At 63.7% G+C, this 13,507-nt stretch carries 13 protein-coding genes; 6 read left to right on the forward strand and 7 right to left on the reverse strand.

Annotation, left to right across the window (positions count from 1 at the left end):
• Nucleotides 1-49: 49 nt before the first annotated feature.
• Nucleotides 50-1,384, reverse strand: a complete 1,335-nt coding sequence (locus tag ACLBYA_RS11560) for a hypothetical protein (protein ID WP_447709540.1) — start codon at nt 1,382-1,384, stop codon at nt 50-52.
• A gap of 726 nt (nt 1,385-2,110) precedes the next feature.
• Between ACLBYA_RS11560 and ACLBYA_RS11565 the strand changes: the two genes are divergently transcribed.
• From ACLBYA_RS11565 to ACLBYA_RS11580, 4 genes are all read left to right on the forward strand, one after another.
• On the forward strand, nt 2,111-2,683 hold the full coding sequence (locus ACLBYA_RS11565) for an LppA family lipoprotein (RefSeq protein ID WP_447709541.1): 573 nt from the start codon (nt 2,111-2,113) through the stop codon (nt 2,681-2,683).
• A gap of 106 nt (nt 2,684-2,789) precedes the next feature.
• Nucleotides 2,790-2,990, forward strand: coding sequence for a type VII secretion target (locus ACLBYA_RS11570; protein WP_447709542.1), 201 nt, complete (start codon nt 2,790-2,792; stop codon nt 2,988-2,990).
• Between the two features lie 124 nt (nt 2,991-3,114).
• On the forward strand, nt 3,115-3,792 hold the full coding sequence (locus tag ACLBYA_RS11575; protein ID WP_447709543.1) for a hypothetical protein: 678 nt from the start codon (nt 3,115-3,117) through the stop codon (nt 3,790-3,792).
• A gap of 271 nt (nt 3,793-4,063) precedes the next feature.
• Nucleotides 4,064-4,726, forward strand: coding sequence for a hypothetical protein (locus tag ACLBYA_RS11580; RefSeq protein ID WP_447709544.1), 663 nt, complete (start codon nt 4,064-4,066; stop codon nt 4,724-4,726).
• Nucleotides 4,727-4,780: 54 nt separating this feature from the next.
• Here the strand turns inward: ACLBYA_RS11580 and ACLBYA_RS11585 are convergent, their stop codons facing one another.
• From ACLBYA_RS11585 to ACLBYA_RS11595, 3 genes are read right to left on the reverse strand one after another with little or no spacing between them, the layout of a single operon-like run.
• Nucleotides 4,781-5,425: a VWA domain-containing protein gene (locus ACLBYA_RS11585; RefSeq protein ID WP_447709545.1), complete on the reverse strand. Its 645-nt coding sequence runs from the start codon at nt 5,423-5,425 to the stop codon at nt 4,781-4,783.
• Nucleotides 5,426-5,449: 24 nt separating this feature from the next.
• Entirely contained in the window at nt 5,450-5,830 is a 381-nt protein-coding gene (locus tag ACLBYA_RS11590; protein ID WP_447709546.1) for a hypothetical protein, read from the reverse strand.
• 53 nt (nt 5,831-5,883) lie between these two features.
• On the reverse strand, nt 5,884-6,585 hold the full coding sequence (locus tag ACLBYA_RS11595) for an endonuclease/exonuclease/phosphatase family protein (protein WP_447709547.1): 702 nt from the start codon (nt 6,583-6,585) through the stop codon (nt 5,884-5,886).
• A gap of 196 nt (nt 6,586-6,781) precedes the next feature.
• Here ACLBYA_RS11595 and ACLBYA_RS11600 point away from each other — a divergent pair, with 196 nt between their 5' ends.
• Both ACLBYA_RS11600 and ACLBYA_RS11605 read left to right on the forward strand, forming a co-directional pair.
• Complete coding sequence (locus ACLBYA_RS11600; RefSeq protein ID WP_447709548.1) at nt 6,782-7,627, forward strand: hypothetical protein; 846 nt, start codon at nt 6,782-6,784, stop codon at nt 7,625-7,627.
• Nucleotides 7,628-7,832: 205 nt separating this feature from the next.
• Complete coding sequence (locus ACLBYA_RS11605) at nt 7,833-9,554, forward strand: hypothetical protein (RefSeq protein ID WP_447709549.1); 1,722 nt, start codon at nt 7,833-7,835, stop codon at nt 9,552-9,554.
• A 2-nt stretch (nt 9,555-9,556) separates the two neighbouring features.
• On the opposite strand, the gene ACLBYA_RS11610 is transcribed toward ACLBYA_RS11605, so the two are convergent.
• The 3 genes from ACLBYA_RS11610 to ACLBYA_RS11620 all read right to left on the reverse strand — a co-directional run bounded on the left by ACLBYA_RS11610 (nt 9,557) and on the right by ACLBYA_RS11620 (nt 13,454).
• On the reverse strand, nt 9,557-11,140 hold the full coding sequence (locus ACLBYA_RS11610; RefSeq protein ID WP_447709550.1) for an outer membrane protein assembly factor BamB family protein: 1,584 nt from the start codon (nt 11,138-11,140) through the stop codon (nt 9,557-9,559).
• 393 nt (nt 11,141-11,533) lie between these two features.
• Complete coding sequence (locus ACLBYA_RS11615; protein ID WP_447709551.1) at nt 11,534-12,499, reverse strand: HNH endonuclease; 966 nt, start codon at nt 12,497-12,499, stop codon at nt 11,534-11,536.
• 100 nt (nt 12,500-12,599) lie between these two features.
• The gene (locus tag ACLBYA_RS11620; RefSeq protein ID WP_447709552.1) at nt 12,600-13,454 is read right to left on the reverse strand and encodes a hypothetical protein; all 855 of its coding nucleotides are present in this window, start codon (nt 13,452-13,454) and stop codon (nt 12,600-12,602) included.
• Nucleotides 13,455-13,507: the final 53 nt, after the last annotated feature.

Below are 13,507 nucleotides of genomic sequence, written 5' to 3' on the forward strand. Positions count from 1 at the left end.
GTCGGTGTCGGTGTCGGTGTCGGTGTCGGTGTCGTGTTGAGGTGAGCCATTACCGCGGCCGATGCATACTCGGAGGCACTTCGCCTGTACCGGGAGTCGGTGTCATGGATACGGGCGGGAGGCCGCTGTAGCCGCCGACGGGGACGCCCTCCTGAATAGTGAACTGACCGCCGCACCCGTCAGGAAGATAGTAGTCAACAGTAGGATTCCGAGCAGATAGGGATACGATTTCCTGCGGAATAATGGGCTTCCAATCGTTGTCAAAATTCGTGAGATCAGGCAAGCCGTCCAAGCTGCCCTTCACGCCGTTTCTGCTCACGTCACCATTGAATGTCACTTGAGTATTACGTTGATATTCGAACACATTCTGTACCCAGCGTTCCTGCTTCCACACGCCGTTATCGTTGACCATCCGAGTGTGGGTTGTCGCTTCTTGGCCGACGATACGAAACTTGTATTCCTCTCGGAACTCAGCGTGCGGTGCGGATGCATCCTGGATCCAGTGTTTTCCCGGCGTGTACATGCCCGTCGTACCGCCCAACTTCGTCCGATCATCACCGACAGGAAGTGGTCGGTATTGGGAACTCAGCGGTGGCGGTCGGTCCCCGACGTAAGGCGGTGCGACGACACTTTCCCAGTGCCCAAACCGCTGGTCGCCGATAAACCGATTCGGCGGCACCTCCTGCTGCACTTCGCTGCCAAACTGCGCGTGCGGCTCGTCGACTTCGTTATCCACCGCGTCGAACCGTGGCGCTTCGGCAGGGGGCCTTCCGAAGCCCCAGCTTGCTGGAATGATGGCGTCCAGAGCAGCGGCTTCCGTGCTGAGTTTCTCACCGACTTGAGAGTCCTCGGCGACGAGTGCGACGGCAAGCCGGGTTATTTCTTCTCGATGTTCTAACGCCTTGGCCTGCCGGTCGTCGTAATCCGAAGCCACGGTGTATGTGTTGTTGTCGACGACCGAAAGGTCGTTACCGACCGTGTATCCGTCGCGCTCCGCAAGTTCGATCGCGTCCTGCACCCGACTTCGTGCGGCATGGATGTCTTGCGCACCGGCGTCAGCCGCCCTTGCCAGGCCGTTTCGCATGTGGTCGGTCGCCTGCCAGATAACGCCTCGATCGCCGTAGGCTGCTTCTATCGCTGCATCGGCACTGTCACCGTCCCATTCGGTTCCGCCTGGGGTCGACAGCGATTGACAGTGAGCATCGGCGATGGCGTCGACGCCCTGCGCGCATTGGCGATACTCCGAGGCGGCAGTGGACAGGTCGGTGATCGCATCGGTCCACTGGTCGATATCCGCCCTTGTGGGCAACCCCTCCGGTGCGACTGCGTTGGGCGCAGCCGCGGGAACTCGTTGCAGGCCGAGTTGTCCAGTCTTGATGCTCACATCGTTCTCGCGACAGCGTCCGACTCGCTGGCGTCGGTGCGCGTGTAGGTCGCGGCGGCCGCCAGTGCCGATTGAGCGTGACTGTCCATCCTGGTTTGATACGCCGTCCCCAGCGCGGCGACCGCTGCCGCAGCCCTGCGAATTCCCTCGCCAGACGGTTTTCCACTCGATGGGCCGCTAGTGGTCGTGGCATCGGATAACCGCGTCGCGTCGAGCCCGAGTTCAACCGACGCCGAGTGCAGCCCCTCGGGGCTGACGCGCAATGGATCTGACACCGATCCCCCCTCAATGTTGACCTGCATGTCTGACGAGGCTCAGGGAGGTGCCCCAGATGTGCTCGTTGAAAATTCCCCCGTGAGCAGACGCCATTTTAACGCCTGTCGGATTCCGGTGGTTGCACGGGTTTCTTGGCCATGTCTATGTCATGACCGCACCCGGTGGTTGGTTATCAGGCGATCTCAGCCCGGGGCTGTTAGAGCTACCGTCTGCAAGCGACCTCGGTCAGTTCGGGCCAAACCCGACGACGCTGCCACTGGAACAGCTGTCGTCAAACGCCGCGGTAAGCCCAACTGACAGTCTGCCGCGCACCGGTGCCGAAAGCCATGCGGACTACGCGCGCTCTGACGACAACAACCGCTTGCGCGCGACCGGGTACAACCTTGCAATCATCGCAGGGGGACTCGGGGACGTACCGTTGGACGACGATGGTGGGGAGAGGTTGATCCGATGACAGTGACGTGGATCGTGGGCCGATGGTTGGCGGCCACCATTTCCGTCGGATTACTGGCCTTGGCGGGATGCAGTAGCGACGCTGACCGACCAGGCTCTGGCGAGAGTTACGACTCGCCCATCATCAACGAGGACGTTCCAAAGATGGATATCAAGAACCTGCCTGACATCGGGACCACCCGCGCGCAGATGCTGTACCTCTTTGAGGCGGTACGCACCGAGGTCAGCGAAATTGTTCCCGACAGCGCGCCGTGGCAGTGGCGACGCGAGGAGATGTCGGGCAGTTGCCAGAACAATGGGCACCAGGGAGTGACTCTGTACTTCGCGAACCTCACCTCAGATCATTCATTCACCGACCAGGAGTGGGCCCTTGTGCTGCCTGCCGTCGAGCGCCTGGCCGCTGAGGCGGGATTGGCGAATGGTTCCGCGATGCAGAACTCCTCAGGCGCCCATGACGTTCGGATCACCAGCGATGACGGTCGTGAGCTGAGGTTCGGGTCGATCGAGGTATCCCTGATCACGGGCACGATCGCCTGCCGGCTGTCAGCCGAGGGGAGTGGCGCGCCATGAGTCACGGGGACATCGTGGTGTCGACGGCTCAGGTGCGGTTGTGCGCTGATCAGATGGCAGTGGTCGCCGGTGAGGCCTCTCCAGTCGCGCGGCGGTTGCCGACAGTGTGTCGACCCAAGGCGCGGGCTGGAAGGAAAAGTCCACACCCGGCTTCGGGAAGTTCATTGACGTGCTGGAAGCGCAGGCGGCGCGATTGCGTTCAGACCTGACGGCCCTAGGAGATTCGCTACGTGCGGCCGACGATGTTTATGACCAACAGGACCAGGAGGCCGGTAGGGCAATCGACAGTGCGGTGCGGTACGAGTAGGTCGGCACCTCGGCACCTCGGCTGCACGCTAGTCGCGATGAGGCCACCGCGCGGTTGCATCGTATCCATACCTTTGATAATCGAGGAGGTCGCAAATTCGTTGGCACACAGGTTGGCTCAACCTTTGATCGCTGAACTGGAAGGCATCCCGTCCGAGTATCTATTGGGCGCCGGAGGGACTGTGACACTGGCGGGCCTCTGCGCGCTCGGCTTCATCGGCGACATCCGCAGACAGCGTCAGTTCTATTGGGTGAGCTGGCTGTGCGGAGCAGTGTTGATGTCGTGTGCGCTTGTCGAACATGGTTGGCAGATGGTCGTATTGGCGTTCGCGGTGCTCGTGGTGGCGGCGGTCTGCTACTCCTACTTCCGTACTTCCTATCTCAAGGTGGGCGGCCGAATCTTCTCCTTCTGGATCGCACGAACCCAACCCGACCCGTTGCCTGATGGCAGTGCTGCGCCACCGGTGATCCCGCCACCGAACTCCTACCGCGGAATGGTCACCGCGACAACGTATTGGTGGTTTTCGGCTGTTGTTGCCGCAGCCGCGGGAGTGTCCGCCCTCACGTTGCGGATGTCGCCTGTAACGATTGGCCTCGCTCTTTTCGCCATCGTGTTACTCGCCGGCGCAGGATATCTCGATGCGCACGACGGGTTTACCCTAGCCCGCCGGCAATGGACGCCGGGCGCGGTCGTCGTCATCTCGTCGATCCCCGTTTTCTTTCTGCCGACCATTGCGTATCTCATCGCGTACTACATCGATAAGCCATGGCGCGCCTCCGCAGAATCGAACCGGGATGGATGAGTACACCGAAATTGGCTTCGCATACAACGATTACGTCAACGGTGCTGCGCCCGGAAAGACTGTCGGAGGCTTGATCGGAAGCTTGGGCGGTGGTGTCGGTGGAGGGGCGGCCCTCGGTTTCGCAGGCGGATGGGCACTGGGGCCTGGCGGCGCTTTCGTCGGAGCGATAACGGGTGGCCTCCTTGGTGGCGAGTTTCTGAAGATGGCAGGTTCAGCGATTGGCTCAAACCTTGATCGCTGATCACCTCGGGGATTTGGTAAGGGGACACCAGTGCTGACGTCCGGTCAGTGGATCGCAGTCGGTTTCGCTGTCGTCGCAGCGGGCGGTCTCACCATTGTATTCAGTAATAACGTCCGCTTCGAGCGGAGAATTTTCTGGTCCAGTTGGTTTGTAGGCACTGCCGTCATGGCTCTTGCCGTAACCGTGCGAGGGTGGGCGACGGCAGTCCTGATGTTCGCCGTGACGGCGGGACTGGGGGTATTGATCGCGTATCTTCGCACCCCCTATTTGAAGGTTGGCGGCCGCATCTTCTCGTACACAATCGCCCGCACCCAACCCGATCCGCCTGCCGATGGAAGTCCTGCACCACCGGTGATCGCGCCACCAGGCTCATATCGGGGAGTTGTCACCGCCGCCACCCATTGGTGGTCATTGACGGTCTTCAGCGCCATTGCCGGCGTGACCACCATTACGAGCGGGATGGGTCGGGAAGCGTTGGCGGGCACAGCACTCGTGGTGACATTGCTGGCGTTCACCGGTTACCTTGACGCCAAGGATCGGTTTCCGATCGGCCGCGGTCAGCGCGTGCAATGCATTCTGATTGTCATCGCATCGGTCCCGAACTTTCTACTACCGACGGTTGCGTATTTGATTGCCTATTACATCGATCGGCCCGCGCGTGCTCGGCACAATTCCGGCGGGCCTACACCGTGAGTGGAACCTGAGCCGCCACCGAAGAGAACCTGATTGTGCTCTGATCGGTTTGGATCAGTCGTCCGACAGCTCCCCCCGCTGCGCGTCACTGAACCCCGGCATCGGCGCATCCATATCCACCAGCTTCGCGTTGCGATACCCCCGCACATTCCCCGACATCGCTACCATCGCCTCCCGCGACTTCCCGCGCCCGTAGGTGACCGCCTTATCGGCACTGACACCGAGATCGCGACCGACCTCGACGGCGTCCTGGTCGGCACCCATATAGAGGAACTCCCAACCGAATTCGTTGGTCTGCTGCTCGACGAGCGCCTTGATCGCCGGCCGGCTCCACTCCTGGCTGGAGTTCTCGAGGCCGTCGGTCATGATCGCCACGATCACGGTGCCCGGCTTCGCGTCCTCGCTCAATGCGGCGATCTCCGCCGCGGTCGAGGTGATCAGCTTGCCCATCGAATCCAGTAGTGCAGTGCTGTTGCGCGGGTGAAGCGCCAGCGGCGGAACATCCGTGACCGGCACCGCGTGGTAGACCACCTCGTACTCATTGTCGAACTGCGCCAGCGTGACCCGGCATTCGCCGTCACCGGCGCGCTGCTCGGTGATGAAGGCGTCGAAGCCGCCGACGACATCGGACTTGATCGACTGCATCGAACCGGAGCGGTCGAGCAGGAACGCAATCAGGGTGAGATTCTGGTTCGGCATGAGCTGATCCCTTTCAGTAAATGACTAGCGAGGCTTGCTGTTTCGTCGTGGCTTGAACCGCATCGGTTCTACCGGAGGAGCCGGTGGCAGGGGAGTGCTGGCGTGCTTGTCGTTACGGGCGCGTCTGACGTCGGAGGCGGTGATGCGATCTCCGCTGGTGACGTACGGGTTGAGCCGGGCCGTGCTGGCCAGGCGGGGGCCGACCGCGTTCTCGGTGAGGCCGGCGCTCTTGCCGGCCGCCGCGATCGACATCTCGTCGTCGACGACGGCCCGCGCCAACTGCTCGTCGAGCAGCTGGCCGACCTCCGTCAGGACCGCCCGTAGATGGCGCAGTGCGTCGTCGGCGGAGGTCGCGGTTTCGGCCTGGGTGAGGTCGGTGCGGATGCGGTCGTACCGGTTGGACATGACACAGGATACCGCATAAAGTGCGGTATCCGCAATAACTGCGGATAATCATGTCAATCCCGTACCGTCGCGACAAGCCCCGAATGATCGGTCTCGCCTGCCAGTCGCGGCGCATGGTCGAATTCGCACAACCGAATCCGCGCCGCCAGATCCGGTGCCGCGTAGACATAGTCGAGCCGGAACCCATTGTTACCCGGCCGGCTGAACCACGAGTACTCCCGCACCTCAGGGTGCAGGGATCGCCACACGTCGGTGTAGCCGGTGGCGATCAGCTTGCCCGGCATCTCCGGCCCGATGAACTTCGCTCCGCGCGGATCCTTGTCGAGATCGTTGTTGCCGGTGTTGAAGTCGCCGATCAGCAGATCGATGCCAGAGCGGCGGCCGCCACCGATCAGCGCCTCCCAGTACGGCAGCTTCGCCACGCTCTGCGGCATGTACACCCCGCACACGTACGCGCCGTCGATCTCGGCGCACCACAGGTGCCGCGGATCCAGTGCATCGTCGAACGCCCACGATCGTTCGATCCCGAAGCGGGCCGCGATCAGCACCGAGTTCTGGTTCGGCCCGACGCCGGGGTGCGACGCGTCATACCCGGCCTCGCCCAACCGTCGGATGAGCCGTCCGCCGGCCGCGTTGGCGCGGAACTCGGTGACCACCAGGATGTCGGCGTCATAGCCGAGCAGGCGGGCGGCCAGCGCCTCGGCAGACTTGGTGCCGCCGTGCCGGATGTTGAGCGTGGCGATCCGCGTCGTCATCTCGATGTTTCCTCTCGCCCGTCCCGGCCAACCCAGGCGAGCCGATCAGTATGGGCGCGGCCACCGACAAGTCGGGCGTGCGCGCGCCGGGACTGTTCCGCGTGGCCCGCCGGCGATCGCGAAAGTGCTGGTGGAGAGCCACCGCAGCAAATGATCCAAGCCGAAAAATGTCAGACCCGACTGGGATAATGGACAGATGTCGCAAAGAATCCGCCTGCACATTCTCGAGGCCGCCGACTGGAAAGACGGCATCATCACCCTGCTGGAACCGCGCTCGCCGTACCGGCCCTGGCGGTACGCCTTCGGCGAGTCCCGGCCCGGCGATTACACCCTCCTGGTGCTCGGCACCGACCCGGTCTCGGTGCTGACGGTGCTCGGTCGCATCGACCATGAGGGGCCCTACGGCGGTGCGGTGCTCGGACGCCGAACCCCCGACCTCGTCGATCTCACCACCCTGGCGATGGTGCTGGAAGCGCGCTCCGTGTTCGACGACTGGCGCATCGACGACGATGACGCCGAGCGGGTGATCCTGGCGCTACACGAGAGTCCGGTTTACGGGGACGAGTGCTACCGGTGGGGGCATTCCTCGGTGGCCGCGGCACGCATCCTGCTCGCACACGGCCGCCGATGCATGGGTTGTGACGACGAGTTCGATCTCAGTGAGCACGACGCCCGCGACCGGCTGCACATCCACACCGTCGACCCGGTGCCACGGCCCGACCCCGCGGCGCCGCTGCGGACGTACACCAAGCCGGATCAGCAGCGCCCGCAGCGCGCCTGGTTGCGGTACTCGGCGCGCGACTGGCCGGGCGTGCTGTGCCGTCGCTGCCACACCCGTATGCGCGACGGCAACTTCCGATCGATGATCGACTTCAAGTTCAGCCGGCACCCCGAATGCCCGCAGTGCGGAGACCTGCGTACCCAGCAGGTCCGATACGGCATGCCGGCCAACCCGTGGGCGTGGGCGCCGTGGCTCTACATCGGCGGCTGCTGTCCCAAGGATCTGCAGTGGCACTGCACGCTATGCGAGCACGAGTGGTGATCCGCACTTGTCGGCACGTTCCAGAGTCGTTTCGTGAGCCCTGACATTGTTCCGTACTGTCCTGTCATCGACCACCGACATTCCCCGCCAGCACAGGCATCCATGACGGCTCGGTTTTGTGCGTTGCCGATACGTATAGCCGGGTTAGGGTGCCAGTATGGATCGCGGGGGCGTGTCCGTGGGGGCATCGGGTAGTCGGGCGCACTTGGCCAGCCTGATGGTCACACTTGCATACGGTTTGGCCGCCGCGGCGTGTCTCTGCCTGGCCTACGCCGTATTACGGCGAACGCCCGACTATCCGCTGCTGGTAGGCCGCGGTGACGTCTCGAGTGTGTTGTGGCGTACCGCTGGGGTCGTGGTGGTGATGGTGGTGCTCATGGCGGCGTATGCAGTCGTCGCGCTCCGGTCCAGGCGTCCAGCGACCGGATATCCGGCACGCACTGCAGCCCTCTTGCGCTACCTTGCGCCCACGCTCGGTCTGCTGGCCGCACTGGGTTTATGGCTCCGGTGGCGCGACGAGACCGCCAAGTTGTTCGCTCGCGCCGAGCGACAACAGGTTGCGTTGGACGGTGTGCGCGTCGTTGACATCGCATCGGTTTCTTGGATCTGTGCGTGCGTGGCGGTGGCCGCACTCGCCGTAGCTGCCGCAACCCGCTCGTCGTCCGGCGGTTCTGGAGGCCGACAAGTCGGGCGAACACTGCTGGCTGTCGTGACCCTCCTGGCAGTGACCGCCGTGGCAGTGTTTCTAGGGCACCGACCGACGATTGACAGCGCCACCGCGGTGCCTAGCGAAACACCGCAGCTGGTAATTGTCAGTGACGCAGTGGCTTACGAGGTACCTGTGGACGAGGAAATCATCCCTCCGCGCATCCAGTTAGTGGTTGCAGGCGAGCCCGGGCTGCTCCGGGTCATGCAGGGAAAGGGCGCAGGCGGAGTGGAGGGGATCTCCGGATCAACCGGCGAGACGGTCTGGTCCTTCTCTCAGCGCGATCTCGGGGTCAACGCGATCGGGGTCGGTGGAACCGGACCAGACAGCGTGGTCGTGGTGTCCGTGACGTACTGGGGCGAGCAGGCGCTGATCGGACTTGACGCCGACACCGGCACGCCGCTGTGGGCGACACCCGACAGCGGCCACCTGGTCACGGAGCGCTCCAACACGCCCGAGGTGTCCTCCTCGGTGGTGTTGACGACCGCGGTGACGCTAGGCGAAGCGATTGCAGCGCAGGACTCGGTGCCGTGGACGGCCTGGTCGCTGCGCACCGGGGTGAAACTATGGTCTACCGAAATTCCCTATGAGTGCTCGAAGCAGTTGTACGTGACCGAGAGCTACGTGCTCACCCCGAACTGCGAGGGCGATGCGATCGTCGATGTCCGGGATGCCCAGACCGGCGCTGTGCACACGACACTGCGCGCGGCCGATATCGGCGTCGATCTGCAACCGGGGGACAGTGCATGGGCCACGGGGATTCCGGCAACGGACCTCGTCCTTGTCTCGGTGCAGAACTACCAGACGTCAACGATCCTCGGCGAGCGCATCCTGGACGCGTCCACCGGGCAGGTCGTGCATACCGTGCCGCCCGGACTTGACGCCTCAGTGCTGGACTCACAGACGGTGATCCTGTCCGACGCCGACACGCGGCAGACGGTTCTGGACCTCGAGTCCGGCGTCACCATCGACACCGGCTTATCCACGGAGGGACTGCGATTCATCAATGGATTCGGGCAGCCGTGGGCACGTATCGGCAATCAGTGGGCAACGCTGATACCGGCACCGGGGGAGACGGCGAAGACCCTCAAGGTATTTCAGCACGATGCGCCGATGGTGACACATCCCAGCCCCTGTGCGAGCGACGAGGTGCCGCGAATGGCATCAATACCAGGGGCGCTGGTGATCAACTGTGGTGACCGGGTGATGGCGATCCGCTGAGATCACTGCAGTCCCAGAAGATCCCGTCCATCAATCTTCGGTTCGGAGTGTGGACATAGCACCAGGATGGCGCCCGGCACCGGCAGGATGCTTGCACCACGAGTCCTTGATGCATCTCCCGTTGGACACGGTGACGGCGTGCGGGTCACCGAACCGTCGGGGCCGACCGATGCCACCCACATCGCGTCGTCGGCGCGGGCCGCGGCGGTGACCGGTCGGCCGCCGATCATCGCCCACTGCAGTGCGTCATAGAACACCGAGCTGACGGAGAGTCCACGCGCTCGGATGAGTGCTCGGGCCGGCAGCGAGTAGACATCCTGATACGTCTGGTCCTCTGTGTGCTCGGCGCCCAACTGGATCAACGGGCCGGGCAGTGGAGGGCGGGGAATGCTCGCGGCCACACTGGGTATGGCGCTGACAGTGCCGGTATCGATGTCGATAGACCAGGTCTGGAACAGCAGCGGCTGGCTTTCGCCGGGGTTGGATCGTTTTTGGCTTTTCGTCTGGAGTATCAGCAGAGTGCCGTCAGCTGCCAGTCTCGAGATCTCCAGGGTGGAAACGTTGGGCTGTGTGGGCGTCACTGGGAGGTCGATGGTGCGGTCGTCACCCGTGGCACCGTCGAGCACGCGCACCTGTGCTTCGTCGAAACAGGAAACAAGGACCAGAGCCTCACCAACGACGCTCGCCGACCCACCGCACGGATGCTCCGCCCCGGGCCTGACCCAGGCCACGGTGCCGGTCCGCGGATCCAGCGGCCCCACTTCTTCGTTGCGCCGACTCACCGCCACCATGGATGCCGACGTGCCGGCTCCCTCGGCGAGCTTGAACCCGTCGTCGTTGAGCCACAACGCGCGTCCGGTATTCGCGTCGAAACCCATCAGCACCGGCTCGCCGGCTTCCGGGTTCACAGGTCGGACCGAGTGCAACTGCGGTCGACCGCACTCGGCGACGATCACCGCATCGTCGGACACTCCAGTCGAGCGCATCGCACGCAGGCGGCAATCAGTCGGGAACACCTCCGCCGGCACATTCCACCTCGGCGCGCCAGAACCGCCGTCATAGGCGGTGATGCCGCCGCCTGCGGAGAACACCGCAAATCCCGGACCTGCGGGCAATACCCGCTCGCGAGCGTGGAGTTGAATCGAGTATGCGATCTCCGTTCCTACGGTCGACGGGAAAGGGGCCGCCGCAGTGGGCTCAGCGGTCAATGGGCGCGACTGGCCATGCATCCAGAACACTGACACACCGACCCCCGCAACGACACTGGCGGTGAGTCCGACCGCGGCCCACGGTGACAGGATCGCGAGCAGGGATCGGCGAACAGACAACCGTGTATTCACGGCCCACACGGCACCGATGAGTAACAGCGCCGCGGACACGGCAAAAAGCGGCCACGCGATCTGAGCCATTACGAGCGCGGGACGTGCGCCGAGTCCGGAGATACGCACGCCGGTCGATTCCACGACGGAGCCTAAGTAGACCCATGCCGTCAGCGCGACTGTGGCCGCCAACAGAGCAGCGGCGGTCCGGCTGACGTTTCGCCCGCTGAGCGCACCGACCCCGATGACGCCGACAACGACAGTCACGACGCCTGCGAGTGCGAGAAGCCAAAGGAAAACAGAGGTGGCGGGCGCCAGTGTTTCGGCAGCGCGACCGCCATGAGGTGTACGAACGACGAACCCGCAGACAACCAAGCCCACTGCGCCGATTGCCATCCCGATACTCGCGGCAATGAGCCTGCGGCTCAGGCGAGGCGGAGGCCCGCTTCGTGGAACGTACGGGGGCCAGGCGGTCCGCGTCATCGCAGAGTCGGCGTCGTCGGCAGCGGCGGCGTCAGTGAACTCTGCCAGGTTGTGCGTCCGTCCGGTTTCACATCGCCCCCCGAGTAGGCCGCGCCAACAACAGCCATCTTTCAGGCTAAGGCACCCCAGGAGGCCGATGTGCACGAATTTCGCGCCGTGCTTAGCGATAGCTCAGAGTCACGTCCGCATCCATCCGGGTGGAAAGCCGATGTCCAATCGGACACTCGCCTTGTATCCCGACCACGTATCGATCCCTGGCGGCTGGGTGCCGTAGATGCCGCGTGCCGCGGCCACTACCCGCGGGTACTCGGTGGGCCAGCGGATCGCCGCGGCGATCTCCTGCAGCTTGTTCTGGTCGCGGCCTAGCACTCGGTCGACAAGGCCGAGGGCCGGTAGCGCGTGCCGCTTGTCGGAATTGCACCGCGCGCACGCCAACACGAGGTTGGCCAATCCGTCGATGCCCACCAGCGACCACGGCAACACGTGATCGATCGGATTGTCGACCGGCAACTGCCCTTCGCAATAGAAGCAACGCGGCCCGAACACATCCTTTAACGGGCCGCGTACCGCTGCCAGCGCCGTGCGATCCCGGCCGAACAGATGCCCGGCGACGTCGGGCACCTCTGCAGTCAGGAACTTGTTCATCCGCCGCACGTCGTCGACCCACATGATCTCCAGAGCCGGCTTGAGCAGTCCGGCCAGACGAGCCAGGCCCGTCGCCACCCCGGGGTTCAGCACGATCGCGTCGCCGTGCGTCCGCAGCGTCCGCCGCGACACGTTGGAGTGCAGGAAGCTGTCTTCGTACAGAAAAGGGTCGTGCGAGCCAGGTAAGCGCTGCAATCGATACAGGGATTGCTGCGCCAGACACAGACCGATCTCTTCGACTGATGCTTCGTAAACGGCCGGCGCGGACGTCATCGCCACGCTCAGTGACGCGGCGCCGGACGCGGATCGTAATGTCCTGACCGCGCGCGGGATCCGCTCCTTCTCGCCACTGGACTGGCGCAGGTCGTGCCCTTCGAATGGCCGAACCTGGCGCCAATAGAGTTCGAGCACCCGATGTGCCAGGTCGCCAATGGGCACTGGCAATGGGTCGGAAGGTTGGTGGGGCAGATTCTCGATGCAGTGGTCGATGAGTGCCATCAGGCTGGCCAATTTGTAGGTCGCCACCCGCTGCCCGGTCTCCAGGATCGCGACTACACGCTGACCTAGTAGCAGGGGTCGACGGCTTCAGGCGTGCCCTTCACTGAGCGTTCGCCGAGTTGCGGAGCTTGGCGACCTTCCGCTTCAGAGCCGTGCGTGCAGCGATGATTCGTTCCGGTTCAACCCGGTTCGAGAGCATCTCGCGTGGTTTGCGTCCCAAGAAAAAGGCGACGCGCTCGGCGTTGGCGCCACTGGGGTGCGGCATTCCGGCGAGCACTCGGTTCCGATCGAGACCGGTCTGCGCTGCAGCGAATTCGACGACACTGCCTACCTCGGAACCGAGCGGTACGAAGATGCTGTGCCGAAGGCGGTCGACCTCCGGAACGAATCCGCTTTCAACTTGTTGGCGCAATGCTGGAGTTGTGAGCACGGGTGGAGCGCCGGAGTAGTTCTTTCCGTCGATGAAAACAGGATTGCGACAGACCGACGTGAAGTGAACAAGACTGGTATCGCCATCCCACAGGGTGGAAGTCGACTTCACACCCAGCAGGCGGTTGACGCCAATCGCGTCCAGCATTGCGACGAGGTTGTTGCGCATGGGTCCTGAGAAGCTTGCGTACGACTCGGCTGCGGCGAGCGACTCCGCCTCGCTGTGGCCCGCCAGCAGACAGCGCCGTGCCTCTAACAGGGCGTTACGCATCTGCTGTCTGCCGGGCGTGAGCCCGATCAGGACGAGGCGGGCATCGGCGTCCGCGTCATCGAACGGAGCGTAAGCGATGTCCAGCCTTCTAGTCCCTACGCTTTCGCTGAGTAACAGAAGACGCTTCGGCTTCTCGATCTCCCGCTCGAGTTCGGCGTCCGTCATCTTGCGCAACATCGGCACGAAGCGGCTGAACATCTCACGCCGGGAGGCCAACTCGAAACCGGGCTCGGCGGTGTGCGCATTTTGCTTCACAAGGTGACGGTATCCCGGTGGTGAGAGGATCCGGCATTGCTTGAGACATTTTG

This window comes from Mycobacterium sp. C31M (genome assembly GCF_053345865.1).

Coding starts and splice junctions, on each gene's coding strand:
- ACLBYA_RS11600 (WP_447709548.1), top strand. CDS start 6,782: ATGTCGCAAAGAATCCGCCTGCACATTCTCGAGGCCGCCGACTGGAAA.
- ACLBYA_RS11585 (WP_447709545.1), bottom strand. CDS start 5,425: ATGCCGAACCAGAATCTCACCCTGATTGCGTTCCTGCTCGACCGCTCC.
- ACLBYA_RS11590 (WP_447709546.1), bottom strand. CDS start 5,830: ATGTCCAACCGGTACGACCGCATCCGCACCGACCTCACCCAGGCCGAA.
- ACLBYA_RS11565 (WP_447709541.1), top strand. CDS start 2,111: ATGACAGTGACGTGGATCGTGGGCCGATGGTTGGCGGCCACCATTTCC.
- ACLBYA_RS11595 (WP_447709547.1), bottom strand. CDS start 6,585: ATGACGACGCGGATCGCCACGCTCAACATCCGGCACGGCGGCACCAAG.
- ACLBYA_RS11615 (WP_447709551.1), bottom strand. CDS start 12,499: ATGGCACTCATCGACCACTGCATCGAGAATCTGCCCCACCAACCTTCC.